12 protein-coding genes and 1 tRNA gene are annotated in these 14,808 nt (G+C 63.8%); 4 read left to right on the top strand and 9 right to left on the bottom strand.

The annotated features are described in order from the left end of the window. Positions 1 to 282 precede the first annotated feature (282 nt). Positions 283 to 786, top strand: coding sequence for a protein-export chaperone SecB (gene secB, locus LB529_RS20100; protein WP_095767956.1), 504 nt, complete (start codon positions 283 to 285; stop codon positions 784 to 786). 198 nt (positions 787 to 984) lie between these two features. On the opposite strand, the gene yidC is transcribed toward secB, so the two are convergent. The 3 genes from yidC to rpmH are packed head-to-tail and all read right to left on the bottom strand — an operon-like array spanning position 985 to position 3,332. Then, positions 985 to 2,814, bottom strand: coding sequence for a membrane protein insertase YidC (gene yidC, locus LB529_RS20105; RefSeq protein ID WP_224712113.1), 1,830 nt, complete (start codon positions 2,812 to 2,814; stop codon positions 985 to 987). A gap of 13 nt (positions 2,815 to 2,827) precedes the next feature. Further along, entirely contained in the window at positions 2,828 to 3,181 is a 354-nt protein-coding gene (gene rnpA / locus LB529_RS20110) for a ribonuclease P protein component (protein WP_095767954.1), read from the bottom strand. Positions 3,182 to 3,197: 16 nt separating this feature from the next. Further along, complete coding sequence (gene rpmH, locus LB529_RS20115; protein WP_008833937.1) at positions 3,198 to 3,332, bottom strand: 50S ribosomal protein L34; 135 nt, start codon at positions 3,330 to 3,332, stop codon at positions 3,198 to 3,200. 254 nt (positions 3,333 to 3,586) lie between these two features. Between rpmH and LB529_RS20120 the strand changes: the two genes are divergently transcribed. The 3 genes from LB529_RS20120 (at position 3,587) to LB529_RS20130 (ending at position 6,207) form a co-directional block, all read left to right on the top strand. Beyond that, positions 3,587 to 5,080, top strand: coding sequence for a sensor histidine kinase (locus LB529_RS20120; RefSeq protein ID WP_224526091.1), 1,494 nt, complete (start codon positions 3,587 to 3,589; stop codon positions 5,078 to 5,080). Positions 5,081 to 5,361: 281 nt separating this feature from the next. Next, positions 5,362 to 5,438: transfer RNA gene (locus LB529_RS20125), tRNA-Arg, on the top strand. A gap of 241 nt (positions 5,439 to 5,679) precedes the next feature. Next, positions 5,680 to 6,207: a dihydrofolate reductase family protein gene (locus LB529_RS20130; protein WP_224526093.1), complete on the top strand. Its 528-nt coding sequence runs from the start codon at positions 5,680 to 5,682 to the stop codon at positions 6,205 to 6,207. Between the two features lie 120 nt (positions 6,208 to 6,327). Here LB529_RS20130 and LB529_RS20135 read toward each other — a convergent pair whose 3' ends face one another. The 6 genes from LB529_RS20135 to LB529_RS20160 form a co-directional block, all read right to left on the bottom strand. Beyond that, positions 6,328 to 6,978, bottom strand: a complete 651-nt coding sequence (locus tag LB529_RS20135; protein ID WP_224712114.1) for a 4'-phosphopantetheinyl transferase — start codon at positions 6,976 to 6,978, stop codon at positions 6,328 to 6,330. Further along, complete coding sequence (locus LB529_RS20140) at positions 6,975 to 7,454, bottom strand: GNAT family N-acetyltransferase (protein WP_224712115.1); 480 nt, start codon at positions 7,452 to 7,454, stop codon at positions 6,975 to 6,977. The genes LB529_RS20135 and LB529_RS20140 overlap by 4 nt, the downstream gene beginning before the upstream one ends. Next, a complete protein-coding gene (locus LB529_RS20145) occupies positions 7,451 to 11,464 on the bottom strand; it encodes a Pls/PosA family non-ribosomal peptide synthetase (RefSeq protein ID WP_224712116.1) in 4,014 nt (1,337 codons plus the stop codon). The genes LB529_RS20140 and LB529_RS20145 overlap by 4 nt, the downstream gene beginning before the upstream one ends. Before the next feature lie 314 nt (positions 11,465 to 11,778). Then, entirely contained in the window at positions 11,779 to 12,666 is an 888-nt protein-coding gene (locus tag LB529_RS20150; RefSeq protein WP_224712117.1) for an RNA polymerase sigma factor, read from the bottom strand. A gap of 35 nt (positions 12,667 to 12,701) precedes the next feature. Then, positions 12,702 to 13,022: a hypothetical protein gene (locus LB529_RS20155; protein WP_224712118.1), complete on the bottom strand. Its 321-nt coding sequence runs from the start codon at positions 13,020 to 13,022 to the stop codon at positions 12,702 to 12,704. Positions 13,023 to 13,127: 105 nt separating this feature from the next. After that, on the bottom strand, positions 13,128 to 14,783 hold the full coding sequence (locus LB529_RS20160) for an FAD-binding dehydrogenase (RefSeq protein ID WP_224712119.1): 1,656 nt from the start codon (positions 14,781 to 14,783) through the stop codon (positions 13,128 to 13,130). Between the last annotated feature and the right edge of the window lie 25 nt (positions 14,784 to 14,808).

Below are 14,808 nucleotides of genomic sequence, written 5' to 3' on the forward strand. Positions count from 1 at the left end.
CTGTCCGAAAGGACGACCAGGATTCATTCGGTCTCCTTCCCACTTCAACCATACACCAGAACCAACACACAGGATTCCAGGGTCTCCGCGACGCCGCTTCGCGGCTGCTCCGCCCTGGAATGACGAGTTTGGGAGGCTCCTGCCAATCCCCGCCGTTCGCGCTGTCCTGTTCCTTCCGCCGATGAGGGCGGCAAAACTTGTTTTGTCCGGCCGAGCATGGTAGCGAACCCGCGATTTCAATCCGGTCAGCAATGCTGCCCAGGCAAAAGGACTTAAAGGCTCATGGCCAGCAACGATGACGCCGCGACCGGCGCCGCCAACGGCAACGGCACCCAAAACCAGCCCTCGCTCAATGTGCTTGCGCAATATGTGAAGGACCTATCCTTCGAAAGCCCCGGCGCCCCGAATTCGCTGCGCGGCCGCGACAAGGCTCCGGGCATCGCAATCAATGTCAACGTCAACGCCAACCCGCTCTCGGACAAGCAGTTCGACGTCAATTTGACGCTGAACGCCAAGGCCTCCTTCGACCAGGAAGTGCTGTTCAACGTCGAGCTGGTCTATGGCGGCGTCTTCGCCATCAGCGGCTTTCCGCAGGAGCACATGCTGCCGCTGCTGTTCATCGAATGCCCGCGGCTTCTGTTCCCCTTCGCCCGCCAGATCGTCGCCGACGCCACCCGCAATGGCGGCTTCCCGCCGCTGATGCTCGATCCGATCGATTTCGCGCAGATGTTCCAGCAGCGCATCGCCGAGGACCAGGCTGCAGCTGGCAAGGTCCAGGTGAGCTGAGGCTAACCGGCGCGACACCCCATCGAAAGCCCGGCTTAGCGCCGGGCTTTTTTTCGCTGCTTGCTCCGCCCGGGAATGAAGCCGGGAGCATGGCCATGGCCAATCTCGAAGGTTGACGGCTGATCGCTGGGCCTGATCAACAAAAACCCCGGACAAAACTATGCCGGGGTTTTTTCGTCTTAGCAGTTCAGGAGCCGTCTATTCCGCCGGCGATGGTTTCTTGCGGAAAATCGATGCCAGATTGTCCCACAACTCGATCTTGGCGCCCTGGCGCTTCATGATCACGCCCTGCTGCAGGATCGACAGCGTGTTGTTCCAGGCCCAGTAGATGACGAGGCCGGCCGGGAAGCTGCCCATCATGAAGGTGAAGATCACCGGCATCCAGGTGAAGATCGCCGCCTGCGTCGGGTCCGGCGGCGCCGGGTTCATGCGCATCTGCAGGAACATGGTGATGCCCATGACCACCGCCCAGGCGCCCATATGCGGCAGGAAGGCGGGCGCCGCGAACGGCAACAGGCCGAACAAGTTGAAGATCGACGTCGGATCGGGCGCCGCGAGGTCGTGGATCCAGCCGAAGAACGGCGCGTGCCGCATCTCGATGGTGATGTAGAGCACCTTGTAGAGCGAGAAGAAGACCGGGATCTGCAGCGCCACCGGCCAGCAGCCGGCCAGAGGATTGATCTTCTCGGTCTTGTAGAGCTCCATCATCGCCTGCTGCTGCTTCATCTTGTCGTCCGCGTATTTCTCGCGGATCTCGACCATCTTCGGCTGCACCTTCTTCATGTTCGCCATCGAGGCATAGGACTTGTTGGCGAGCGGGAAGAAGATGGCCTTGACGACGACGGTGGTGGCGAGGATCGCCAGCCCGAAATTGCCGAAGAATTTGTAGAGCGTGTCGATGAGCCAGAACATCGGCTTGGTGATGAAATAGAACCAGCCCCAGTCGATCAAAAGGTCGAACTGGCGGATCTGCCGGTCCTTGGCATAGGCGTTGATGGTCGAGACTTCCTTGGCGCCGGCGAAGATTTCGGATTCGACCGTCGTCGACTGGCCGGGCGCGATGCTGATTGCGTCGGACAGGTAGTCGGACTGGTAGCTGTGGCTGTGCGGCCCGTCCTTGAACTCGAAATAGGAGAATTTCGGCTGGAAGGGCTGCTTCTCCGTCGGGATGAGCGTCACGGCCCAGTATTTGTCGGTGATGCCGAGCCAGCCATTGGTCGACTTGCTGGGCGTGTATTCCTTGTCCTTCTCGATCTTGGCGTATTTGTATTCCTGCAGCCCCTCGCTGCCGGTCACTCCGATCAGGCCCTCATGCAGCACATAGGTGCTGGCGACGGCCGGCTTGTCGAAACGGGTGACGCGCCCGTAATTGTACAGCGAGACGGCGGCCGTTCCCGAATTCTGCACCGTGTCGGAAACGGTGAACATGTATTCGTTGTCGATCGAGATGGTGCGCTTGAACGTCAGGCCTTTGTCGTTGGTGAAGGTCAGCGTCACCGGCGTCGAGGGCGTCAGCGTCGGATTGCCGTCGACGCTCCACACCGTATCCGCGCCGGGCACAGTGCCGGTGGTGTCGTTGCCGACGAAGCCGATCTCGGCGAAATAGCCATTGGGCAGCGACGACGGGTTGAGCAGCTCGATCTCGGGCGAGTTCTTGTCGACCGTCTCGGTGTAGTGCTTGAGCCTCAGGTCGTCGAGGCGCGCGCCGGTCAGGTTGATCGAGCCCTCGAGGCTGGGCGTGTCGATCTTGACGCGCTTGGTGGCGGCAATCGCCTGGTCGCGGCTGGCCGCGGTCACGCTGTCGCTGCCGGGCGCGCTGGGGATGGCGCCGGCGGTCGGGGCCGGCGTTCCGGCCGCGCCTGGATTGGTGCCCTGCGCTTCCTTCTTCTGCGCCTCGGCGCGCTGTTGCTCGATGCGGGCCTGCTCGCGCTGCTGTTCCATGCGCGGGTTCATGTAGAACACCTGCCAGAGCGTCAGGATCAGCACCGACAGCGCGATGGTGATGAAGAAATTGCGGTTGTTTTCCATCGAAGCCCTTGGCCTATCGTGTTCCGCGCAGCCGGCGGGAGAGCTCGGCCTTCAACTGGCCGAACGGAATGGCAAGCACGTCTTCACGCCCGACGATGACATAGTCATTGCCGGGCGCCATGTCATCGGCGGCATGAACGCGCACGGCTTCCCTCAGCCGCCGCCGGACGCGGTTGCGCACCACGGCGTTGCCGACCTTCTTGGTGACTGTGTAGCCGACGCGCGGCGCAAGGTCATCGCCGCGGTCGAGAACTTCAACGAGAAAAAGCCGCCCGCGGCGTTTCTCGCCGCCGCGCACAGCCAAGAAATCCGCGCGTTTCAGAAGCCGCCCGGGAGTTTTCCCCTGTGGCTTGCCGGGTGCGGGCAACGATCTCGTCTTTCGTTCAGGCGCTGAGCCGCTTGCGGCCGCGGTTGCGACGGGCGGCAACGACGCCACGGCCACCCTTGGTGGCCATGCGGGCACGGAAACCATGCCGGCGCTTACGGACGAGCTTGGACGGTTGGTAGGTACGCTTCATTTGTTTTAATACCGCGGGGTGCGGCCCTTCTTGATTCTGTCACCGTGTAACAGGAGCTTTGCCGGGCCGGCCTAGGCGCGATCGAAACCGCGCCGGGACGAATGGCCCGAGCGTGAGCGGGCTTATAGAAAGAAGGTCTTTGGAAGTCAATCCGCCCCGCCGCGAGGCATTTTTCGCCGAGCCGACGATGAAATTGGCAAAAAGACCGCAAATCGCATAATCTTGGCCGATCAAGCCTTTGTGAATGCGCGTCAATGACGAGTGAAACTCTGCCCACGAACGAGAAGGCACAGCCGGCGGCGGCGAATTCGTCGCGCCGGGTGCCGTTGACGCGCGGTCTGTCGACCAAGCTGCTTTTACTCACCATCGCCTTCGTGCTGCTGGCTGAGATCCTGATCTTCCTGCCCTGGATCGCCAGCTACCGGGTCAACTGGCTGAAGGAGCGCCTGAGCACAGCCGCCGCGGTGTCGATCGTGCTGTTGCAGGGCGAGCCCAACTCGCTGTCGCACAACGCCCAGAACGATGTGCTGATGGCGATCGGCGCCAAGGCGATCGCCGTGCGCGATGGCGGCGTCTCACGGCTTCTGGTGGTCGCCGACATGCCGCCACAGGTCGACGCGCACATCGATATAGCCAATGTCGGCCTGATCAACGGCATGACCGGCGCGCTCGACACGCTGTTTTTCGGCGGCAAGCGCATGCTGCGCGTCTTCGGCCCGGTCGGCGACAGCGACAAGGAATTCGAGCTGATCATGCCGGACTACCGTTTGCGCGACGCTATGCTGAGATACTCGCGCAACGTCGCCGTCGTATCGCTGCTCATTTCACTGTTCACCGCCATGCTGGTCTATGCGGCGATCGACCTGATCATGATCGGGCCGATCCGCACCATGACACGTTCGATCCTGGCCTTCTCCGAGGCGCCCGACGATCCCGGCCGCGTCATCCGCCCCGCCGACCGTGCCGACGAGATCGGGGTCGCCGAACGCGAGCTGTCGCAGATGCAGGACCGGCTGCAGAAGATGCTGTCGGAGCAGAAGCATCTCGCGGACCTGGGCCTGGCCGTCTCCAAGATAAACCACGACATGCGCAACATCCTGGCGTCCGCGCAACTGATGTCGGATCGCCTGCGCCAGGTGAAGGACCCGACCGTGCAGGCCTTCGCGCCGAAGCTTCTGCGCGCCCTCGACCGCGCCGTCTCCTACTCCGAAGGTGTGCTTCACTATGGCCGTACGCAGGAGCCGGCGCCGTCGCGCCGCCGCGTGCGACTGCGCCAGTTGGTCGACGACGTGCACGGCCTGCTCGACATCGAGGAGGGCATCGAGTTCATCAACGCCATCGAGCACGCCTTCGAGGTCGATGCCGATTCCGACCAGCTGTTCCGGGTGCTCACCAATCTCTGCCGCAACTCCGTGCAGGCGATGGCAGCCGACACCGAAAGCGCGGTGGTGCGCCGGCTGGCGGTCGCGGCCGAGCGCCAGGGCAGCGTCAGCCGCATCACCGTCACCGACACCGGACCCGGCCTGCCGCCCAAGGCGCGCGAGAACCTGTTCGCCGCCTTCCGCGGCTCGGCGCGCAGCGGCGGCACCGGGCTTGGCCTGGCGATCGCGCACGAGCTGATCCGCGCTCATGGCGGCACGGTCGAGCTGGTCGAATCGATCGGCGGCCGCACCGTCTTCGCCGTCACCATTCCCGACCAGCCGGTGCGGCTCGATCAAGCGCGCAACGGCCTGCGCCGCCCGGCTTGAGGTATGCCGATATTCAGGTGAGGCCGGCCTGCAAATGGCGGCTTCCTGCGCTTCCGGTGCTCACGTACTTTAAGTACGCTCCGCTCCGGTTCTCAGAAACCACCATTTTCGACTCGGCCTGACCTGAATCTCGATACACCTCAGGCACGGCAAAACCACCTGCGACAAAACTTTTGCCGGATCGGCTTGCTTTTCGCAAATTCAGTCGTTAGGGAACACTCCACATCGCGGCCGGCCTTCTCGACCGGATCGCGGGGCCTGTGTCATGCACGGCCTGTTGCGCGCCCGTAGCTCAGCTGGATAGAGCACCAGACTACGAATCTGGGGGTCAGGAGTTCGAATCTCTTCGGGCGCGCCAGCAATTTCAGATGTTTAGCTGAATCCCACCGTTTTCAAATGGCCGTTTTGAAACGGCTTTGCATCGTCGGATGGATTTGCGCGGTTGGGAGAACTGCAGCAAAGGATCGGGCGATCATCCGGCCCGAAACGTGTTGCGTTTATGTATGCGGCAGAACCAATTGCAAAATAAAATCAGTCGGCCTAATCTGAACCGATTGCACAATGCAATTAGATTTGTGATGCCGTGTGAGGAACAGACAATGGCCAAGCTCGTGTTCGGAATGAACCAGTCGCTGGACGGCTACGTCGATCACACGGCCTTCGGGCCGAGCCCCGCGCTTTTCCGCCACTTCATCGAGGAGGCCGAGCGTCAGGCGGGCAGCATCTACGGTCGCCGCATGTATGAGATCATGCGCTACTGGGACGACGAGCATCCTGAATGGGATGCCGAGCGACTTGCCTACGCGGCGGCGTGGCGGCGCCAGCCGAAATGGGTCGTCTCACGCTCGATGGAGTCCGTCGGTCCCAACGCAAGGCTTGTCGAGGGCGATCTCGGGGACGCTATCCGAAAGCTGAAGGCCGAGCGCGACGGCGAGATCGAGGTCGCCGGCCCGGATTTGGCGCGAAGCCTCACCCAGCTGGGCCTGATCGACGAGTATCGGATCTACCTGCACCCGGTGGTGCTTGGCCACGGCAAGCCTTATTTCGCCGGACCCCGACCGCCGCTCCGCCTGATGGCTCATGACCGGATCGAGGATGTGATCAGGTTAGCCTACGCTCCCGCCTGATCTCCGTCGTCCGACGCGCCCTCCGCCAGACCGCTTATTCGAGGCTCGCAGTTCGAATCTTCGGACGCTATTCGTCGTTCAAACGCCCACCCTGAAATGTCAGGGCAGGGCAGGGCGCGCCTATGCCGGGTAAGCCAGCGCCAGGATTCTGGGCGAGATGGTGAAGCGCACGGTCAACCGATTGCCCGATGAAGTGACCGCCTCGCCCGAGGTGAGATCGACGGCGATGTCCTCAAAGCCCAGCACGCGGCCGTCGAGCGGAAACGAGGCCTTGTAGACCGCCTCCTTGATCGCAAACAGAATGCGGCTGCCTATACCGGAATCAAGATCGCCCAGGCGGTCCTGCGGCGTTGCCACCATGCCTTGGAGGTCGTGCGGCAGGGGCAGGGCAGGCTCAATGTCGACGCCCACGCTTCTCATCGCGTCGGATCGCGCGGCGACTGCCACGGCAAGTTCGTCGTCATGCGCGATTGAACCGACGATACCTGCAGGCCAGATCGGGTTTCCCAATTGGCTCCGCAAGACGGCGAGATCCGCACAGCTCAGGCGCCGCAGCAATTCATGCGCGACCTGACGGCCTGCTCCAGTGGCGGCGCGCGCCCTCTGTTTGCGCGTGACGATGGAAGCGCCTTCCGCCGGCAGGATGTATTGCTCGTCGCCGGCACGAATAAGACGGCAGCCGGTGACGAGGCCGGGCTGCGCGAAGCCGGCCAGCGCCTGCTCGACGGCGCTCTCGACGTCCGGTCGCGCGTCGTCCGGCCGTGTGATCACTTGCTGCTCAATTGGAGCACGGCAATCATCTCGCCATCCTCGTCCAGTTCCGTCTCGACGAAACCGAAGCCGGCATAGAGCCGGCGCGCCGCCTCGTTGTCCGGTTCGTAGCAGATCGAGACGCGGCGTATGTGGCCGAGCTGCGCGATCTCCTCCAGCACCCGGGCAACCGCGGCACGGCCGAGGCCCTTGCCCTGTTCGCGGCGGTCGATCATGAAACGATAGATGATCGCCTCGTCATCGTCCTCCGGAGCGCTGTACATCAGGAATCCGACGACGCGCCCGGCCGCAACTACAGCGCGGGCGATGGCCTCGTCATCCTCCCCGGCCTCTTCCAGCGAGTCGACATTTGAAGCGACGAAGCCTTGCTGCTCGGGCGTCAGCTCGAGCGCCAGGATCGCCGCCCGGTTATCTTCGCCGACGGGACGCAGGACAACCGGGCGGTCGCCTGTCCGCGCGTCGGCGGCACGCTTCACTGTTTCTGCCCGATCTTGATCGCGCGCGCGTCGATCGGCGTCACCACGCCATAGAGCTTCGCCGGGTTGCCGCGCCACACGGTGTTGGGCTCCAGCACTTCGCCCTTCATGACGAAGCAATCGAGGTCCGCCACGGATCCCTCGCCCATTGCCACGGCGTAGTGGACGAAGGCGGCGGGGGCGAGCGTGCAGCCATTGCCGATGCGGATGTAGTCGGACTTGAACGCGCCTTCCTCCAGCGAATGCGCCTGGATGACGCAGCCCTCGTTGAGCGTCGCGTCGTCGCCGATCTCCACCAGCGACCGCTCGGTGATGATGCTTCCCCCGTCATAGACGCGCCGCCCGACCTTAACGCCCACCAGACGCAGGAGCAGCGGCCTGAACGGGGTGCCGGTGAACAGGCCCATGATCGGCGAATCGGACAGTTTCCAATGGCGTTCGTGCCGCCAGAAGACCGGGTCGTAGATCGTCGCCATCCTGGGCTTCAGCCGGCGGAAACCGAGGCTGACGCGTTCCAGGAAGACATAGAACGGAATGCCGATCGCCGTGGTCAGCACCACCGCCACGAACAGCGCCGTCTGCTCCCATTCGTTGTAGTAGTTGAGCGCCCTGTCCCAGATAGCGAGCGTCAGGAACAGGATCAGCCACTGCGCGGCCAAGAACAGCAGCGCGGTGACCAGATTGTGGAGGTTCTTCAGCGGCAGCCGGCGGCGGCGCTCCTCATCGGAGATCAATCCGAGCAGCTCCTTGTCGCGATTGACCATGCGCGGGATTTCAAAGGGCGGCGACCCCAGCAGCCCGACATTCTCGCGCAAGGGACCATCGACCGGTACATGCACCTTGGTTCCGAGCAGGCAATTGTCGCCGGTGCGGGAATCCGGCGAATAGATGATGTTGTTGCCGAAGAAGTTGCGCTCGCCGATGCGCGTGTGCTCGAGGCGGAAGGAATTGGCGGACTTCTGCATGTTGACCATGAACAGGCCGTCGGACACCATGGTTTCCGAACCGATCTCGCTGAGCTGCGGGTTTTCATGCCGCTGGTTGGTGCCGAAATTCGACCCCGTCTGGTTCACTTTGTTCAGCCGCCAGCCGATGGCGCGCAAATAATAAACGATGGCCGAGCTGTCGCCGAACAGCACATTCAGAAGTCGCACGTTGCTTACCAGCTCCAGCATCGATTGCAGCCAGTAGTGAAAGCCGTAGAGCGAATAGTTTCGGCCGGGCTTCAGCATGAGGTTGAACAGCCGCGGCACGATGGCTGCCAGCAGCACGCCGCCGATGACGAAGCCCGCCACCGTCACCGTGGTGCCGATCGCCACGATGCCGATGGTCTCCTGATAATCGTCGCCGACATTCTCCCAGTAGGTGTGGAACAGAAGCGGGAACGGCGTGACGATGGCGAAGAGGATGAAGAGCTGGATCGCTTCGTAGATGATCCGGCGCGCGTGCGACAGCGGCACATTGGGAACCGTGCAATAGTTCGCCTCGGTCGGGATCGCCGGCGATCCGTGCCAGCGCTCGCCGGCAGGAATCGCCTGTCCGCGATGCAGCGACGAAGCGTGGCCCAGCTGGGCGCCGTCGCCGATGCGGGTGTCGATGTCCAACGTTGAGCCGACGCCGACGAAAGCGTTGTGGCCGATGTCGAGCGGGCCGGTGTGGATGTAGCCCGCCTGGGCGCGGAAGCCCAGGATCATGGTATCCTTGCGCAGGATCGAATTGTCGCCGATGCTGATCAGGTCGGTGCAGACCGGAACGGAGCGGCACTCGATGACGGTGCGGTTGCCGAGCCGAGCGCCGAGCAGGCGCAAATAGAGGCTGTATAGCGGGCTGCCGCGGAACAGCACCACCGGCGCGCTGCGAACCAGCGTCTTGACGACCCAGAAGCGATAATAACGCCAGCCCCAGATCGGGAACGTCTCGGCCTTCCAGCGGCCGACCAGCAGCCATTTGGCGATGATGGCAAAGCCGCTGAGCCCGAAGAAGACGCTGGCGGACAAAAGAACGCAGCGCAGATAGAGCTGCACCGGGTCGTCCAGCGCGTCATAGACCCAGTTGAGCCCGTCATTGATCGCCCAGAGCGAGCCATAGCTGTAGAGCGCGTAGAACATGATCTGCCCCAAGCCCGTGCTCCAATAGGCAAAGCTGGAAGCGCGATGCGTCAGCATCGGCTCGCTCGCCGCAACCGCGGCCATCTGCGGCGCGCGCAGGTGCTCGGCGAGCTTCGCGACCGTGGGATGCAGGTAGACGTCGCGCATCGAGGTCGTCGACCAGGCCTTGCGGGAGCGGATGCGCGCGCAGAACCTCGCCATCAACAGCGAGTTCGCGCCGAGGTCGTCGAAGAAGTGGTCTTCGATGGAGATGTCCTCGAATTTCAGCACGTCCTGCAGCGTTTCGACCAGGAACCTCTCGTCCTCGTTGCGCGGGTCGATCATCGCATGGCCGGCCGCGACGCGCGCGCTGGTCGGCTTTGGCAGCTTTCTCAGGTCGACCTTGTTGGAGACGGTCATCGGGATCGCGGGCAGCTGCTCCAGATAGGCCGGAACCATGTAGTCGGGCAGCCGCTGCTTGAGTTCCCGCACGAGCATGGTGCGATCCACACTGTCGCCTCCGCTCCTTGGGGCGTAATAGGCGACCAGTTCCGTGCGCTCGGGCTCGATTTCCCATGTCGTGACCGCCGCCTGCGCGATGCCCGGCTGTTCCAGCAGCACGGCCTCGATCTCGCCCAGCTCGATGCGGTAGCCGCGGATTTTCACCTGCGTGTCGATGCGGCCGTGGTATTCGATCTCGCCCTTGTCGTTGATGCGGCCGAGATCGCCCGTCCGGTAGATGCGGCCGCTGGGATTGTTCGGCAGGCCGATGAAATCCTTGATGAATCGCTGCTCGGTGAGTTCCGGCCGATTGAGGTAGCCTACCGCAACGCCCATGCCACCGATGCAGATCTCGCCCAGCTGATCGCCGGTCAGCACCTTCGGCTTTTCGGGGTCGAGAATGGCTATCGAATAGGTCGGTAGCGGCCTGCCGATGGTCACCGGTTCGTCCGGCGTCAGCAAACCCATGGTGGCAGTGACCGTCGCCTCGGTCGGGCCATAGGTGTTCAGGATCTGGCGGCCGGGCTTCGCCCAGCGCACCACGAGCTTTTGCGAGCAGGCTTCGCCGCCGACCAGGATCGTGCGCAGGCTGGGCGCGTCGCTCTCGATCGACGACAAAAGCGTCGGACTGCAGGCCATGCAGGTGATGTGATGCTCGCGCAGGAAGCTGGCCAGCTCCTCGCCCACGAGGGGCTGCTGGCCGGGCGCCGGCACGATCGTGGCGCCGGCGGCAAAAGGCACCCATATCTCCTCCGAGGAGAAGTCGAAAGCGATGGTCATGCCCTGATACACGCGGTCGCCCGGCTGGTACCCGTAGGATGCTGCGGCAACGCGGATGAAGTTGCAGAAGCTCTGATGCGTGATGACCACGCCTTTCGGCTTGCCCGTGGTGCCGGACGTGTAGAGAATGTAACAGGTCTGGTCCTGGCTGCCCTCCGGCAGGGGCGCCGTTTCCGGCTTGAGAGCGATTTCGGATTCCGCCGAGTCGATCGAGATATGCGGAACCGGCAGGCGCGCCACGCGCGCGGCGTAACCGGAGACGCTGATCACCATCGTGACATTGGCGTCCTCGATGATCATCACCATACGATCTTCGGGGAAGGCTGTGGCTAAAGGGACGAAGGCCGCCCCGGCCTTCATCACGGCAAGGATGGCGATATAGGTTTCGGCGGAGCGGTCCAGCAAAAGGCCTATCCTGTCGCCCGGCTTCACGCCGCGCTCGATCAGCAGATGCGCGAACTGGTTGGCACGGCTGTTCAGCTCGCGGTATGACCAGGGCCGGCCGCCGGAAATCACCGCCGGTGCTGCGTCGAAGCGGCTCGCCAGATCGCCGAAGAAGCGGTCAAGCCTCTCGTGCGGCTCGCCCTTATGTATGAAATCAGGGCCGATCAGGATCTGATCGCGCGGTGGCGATTCCGTCACTGGTTTGGCTTTGGGCGCGTTTTTCTTGGCGGGCTTGCTTGCTTCATTCAGAGACATTGGAGGACCCGCGAGCCCGTGATGGCTCGCACTATGCCGTGATTGGCGAAAAGACAATTGGCTGACGATGGTGGGCCAGTTGATTTGCCTTTGCGGCGGATTTGAGATGGCGTTCCGATCGGCAATTCATGCCACGTGACGTTCACGATGATGTGACGGAGCGCCGATCTCCCCCGCGAAGGCGTATCGTTTTGCGCGCGCTCTGCGGGATCATCTCCGCAGGCAGCGGCTCGATCAGCTTGCGGATGCGTCGCAGCTCAATCGGCAAGGAAGCAGATATCCGCCTCGACGACGGAATAAGGGACGTGCCGGAAATCGCGAATGCGCACGACCTCATCGCCGCGCCAGTCGATCAGCATGAAGCCGCGCACCGCATCGTGCGCCTGCGGGTTGCGGATCAGGATCGCCGGCTGGCCGTCGACGAAGCCGAGCGACAGCGCCCAGTCGCCGAGGCGGTCGTAGTTGCCGAAATAGGTCGAGGCTTCCTTCTTGCCGTTGAGGCGGGCGCGATTGAGGACGTCGACCTGGACGTCCTCGGCGACCAGCGTCCTGACCCCGTCGAAGTCGCGTGCGTTGAACAGGTCGATGTAGCGGCGCAGCCGGCGCTCCTCCTCCCGGTCGAGCTTCGGCATGGCCACTTGGTCCGTTCGGGCGGCCAGCGCCTTCAGCTCTGCCCGGCCGCGATGCAGCGCCGCCTTGGTTGCAGCCAAAGTCGCTCCCGTCACCTCGCAGGTTTCGGAAAGGCTGAGACCGAGCACGTCGATCAGGACCACGGCGCTGCGCTGCGCCGGCGTGAGTTGCATGAACGTGCGCAGGCTTGCTGCCGCCGCAAGCCTCGCCTCGGCGCTGGCCGAGAGATCCTCAATCGTCGTCATGTCGGTTTCGGTGATACGTGAGCGCTCCCGCTGGCGGCGGCGCAGATGATCCTGCGCCGCATTGTGGGCGATGCGGAACAGCCACTGCTCGAGGCGCTCGACGCGGGCGCCGCCATCATACGCGGCAAGCGCCTTTACAACCGTCTCCTGCACGATGTCCTCGCCCTCGATCGACGAGCCGGCCATGCGGGCGGCGTAGCGGTGAAGTTTCGGCCGCAGGCCGACGAGCATGGCGTCAAGTTCCGCACGGCCGAACCCTGCTGAGCTCATCGTCCTCTTTCTCGCCTTGCCGAGGCCGTGCCGGATCAGGCGGGCACGGCTTCATAGGCCTTGGCCAGCATACGATAATTCCCGACGATCTTCGCCGGCGCCCTCACAAGAGGCGTCGCACGCCGCGCGGCATGATCGGCGCCGAACGCCTTGAAAGCGTCGAGTTCGGTCAACGCCGAACTGTCCTTGTCGTAGCCGACGAGGTGGACGAATTCGCCATTCTCCAGTTCGAGCACCAGATAGCGCACCGATTGCGGCTGCGTTTCATCCAGCGCCTCGAACACTTTAGCCACCAGCGCCCGGTTCTCGGCGATGCTTGCGTCTTTCACGCCGTAGCGGATGAGATTGTAGGTCATGGTCGTCTCCTTCGGTTGGTATGAGGAAGACGTTTCGTGCGGGTCAAAGGATTCGCGTGGACACAAAAAATTTCCCCCTAAACCGCCTCAAGGGGGGATAACCGCTCAGGCGACCGCCTTCGCCGCCGCCCGCCCGGCGCTGCGCCCCGAAAAAATGCAGCCGCCGAGGAAGGTGCCTTCCAGCGCCGCATAGCCATGCACGCCGCCGCCGCCGAAGCCGGCGACCTCGCCCACCGCATAAAGCCCCGGCACCGGCTGGCCGGCGGCATTGAGCACGCGGCTATCGAGGTCGGTCTGCAGCCCGCCCAGCGTCTTGCGGGTCAGGATGTTGAGGCGCACCGCGATCAGCGGGCCGTTCGCCGGATCGAGCATCTTGTGCGGCTTGGCGGTGCGGATCAGCCTGTCACCGAGATAGGAGCGCGCACCGCGCAGCGCGGTGATCTGCGCATCCTTGGAGAACGGATTGCCGAGCTGCCTGTCGCGGGCGCGGATCTCGCGCTCGACCTGGGCGACCTCCAGCAGCGGCTCGCCGCCGGCCAGCGCGTTCATCCGCGCCACCAGTTTCGCAAGATCGGCCTCGACGATGAAATCCTCGCCCTTTTCCATGAACGCCTTCACCGGGGCGGGAATTCCCGATGTCGCGCGGCCCAGCACCTGCCGCCAGCTTTTGCCAGTGAGATCGGGGTTCTGCTCGGAGCCCGACAGCGCGAACTCCTTCTGGATGATCTTCTTGGTCAGGATGAACCAGGAATAATCGAAGCCGGTGCTCATGATGTGGCTGAGCGTGCCCAGCGTGTCGAAGCCCGGATAGAGCGGCACCGGCAGCCTTTTGCCGCGCGCGTCGAGCCAAATCGAGGAGGGGCCGGGCAGGATGCGGATCGCGTGCTCGGTCCAGATCGGCGCCCAGTTCCTGATGCCCTCGACATAGTGCCACATGCGGTCGCGGTTGATGACCCTTCCGCCGGCCGCCTCGGTTATCGCCAGCATGCGGCCATCGACATGGTCCGGCACGCCGGTGATCATCCGCTTCGGCGGCGCGCCCAGGCGTTGCGGCCAGTTCTGTCGCACCAGCTCGTGATTGCCGCCGATGCCGCCGGAGGCGACGATCACCGCTTGCGCGCTAAGCTCGAAATCGCCGGTCGCGGCGCGCGCGCTCTTGCGGCCGCGTTCGACGCTGCTCGGTTCCAGCACATCGCCGCGCACGCCCGTCACTGTATCGCCGGTGCGGATGATCTCGTTGACCCGGTGACGAAACCTGAACTCGACCAGCCCGCGCTTCTGCGCCTCGCGCACGCGCAGCACGAAGGGCTCGAGCACGCCGGGCCCGGTGCCCCAGGTGATGTGGAAGCGCGGCACCGAATTGCCGTGGCCGACGGCATTGCCGCCGCCGCGCTCGGCCCAGCCGACGACGGGGAAGAATTTCATGCCCCGCTCGATCAGCCAGGAGCGCTTTTCGCTGGCGGCGAAACCGACATAGGCTTCCGCCCATTTGCGCGGCCAGAAATCCTCAGGACGATCGAAGGCGGCCGTGCCCATCCAGTCCTCGAGCGCGAGGTCGTGCGAATCGCGGATGCGCATGCGCCGCTGCTCCGGCGAATCGACCAGGAACAACCCGCCGAATGACCAGAAGGCCTGGCCGCCCAGCGACTGTTCCGGCTCCTGGTCGACGATGATGATTTTCTTGCCGGCCTCCGCCAACTCCGTCGCGGCGACGAGGCCGGCCAGCCCCGCGCCGACAATGATCACGTCCGCGTCAGCCATTTTCCCTCCCAGAACTAGCCGGCAA

Origin of the sequence: Mesorhizobium sp. CA5 (genome assembly GCF_020165105.1) — a bacterium.
Taxonomy (GTDB): domain Bacteria; phylum Pseudomonadota; class Alphaproteobacteria; order Rhizobiales; family Rhizobiaceae; genus Mesorhizobium.

Bases quoted from the DNA above. Each gene is read 5' to 3' on its own strand.
- secB (WP_095767956.1), top strand. From the start codon at position 283: ATGGCCAGCAACGATGACGCCGCGACCGGCGCCGCCAACGGCAACGGC.
- yidC (WP_224712113.1), bottom strand. From the start codon at position 2,814: ATGGAAAACAACCGCAATTTCTTCATCACCATCGCGCTGTCGGTGCTG.
- rpmH (WP_008833937.1), bottom strand. From the start codon at position 3,332: ATGAAGCGTACCTACCAACCGTCCAAGCTCGTCCGTAAGCGCCGGCAT.
- LB529_RS20120 (WP_224526091.1), top strand. From the start codon at position 3,587: ATGACGAGTGAAACTCTGCCCACGAACGAGAAGGCACAGCCGGCGGCG.
- LB529_RS20130 (WP_224526093.1), top strand. From the start codon at position 5,680: ATGGCCAAGCTCGTGTTCGGAATGAACCAGTCGCTGGACGGCTACGTC.
- LB529_RS20150 (WP_224712117.1), bottom strand. From the start codon at position 12,666: ATGAGCTCAGCAGGGTTCGGCCGTGCGGAACTTGACGCCATGCTCGTC.
- LB529_RS20155 (WP_224712118.1), bottom strand. From the start codon at position 13,022: ATGACCTACAATCTCATCCGCTACGGCGTGAAAGACGCAAGCATCGCC.
- LB529_RS20160 (WP_224712119.1), bottom strand. From the start codon at position 14,783: ATGGCTGACGCGGACGTGATCATTGTCGGCGCGGGGCTGGCCGGCCTC.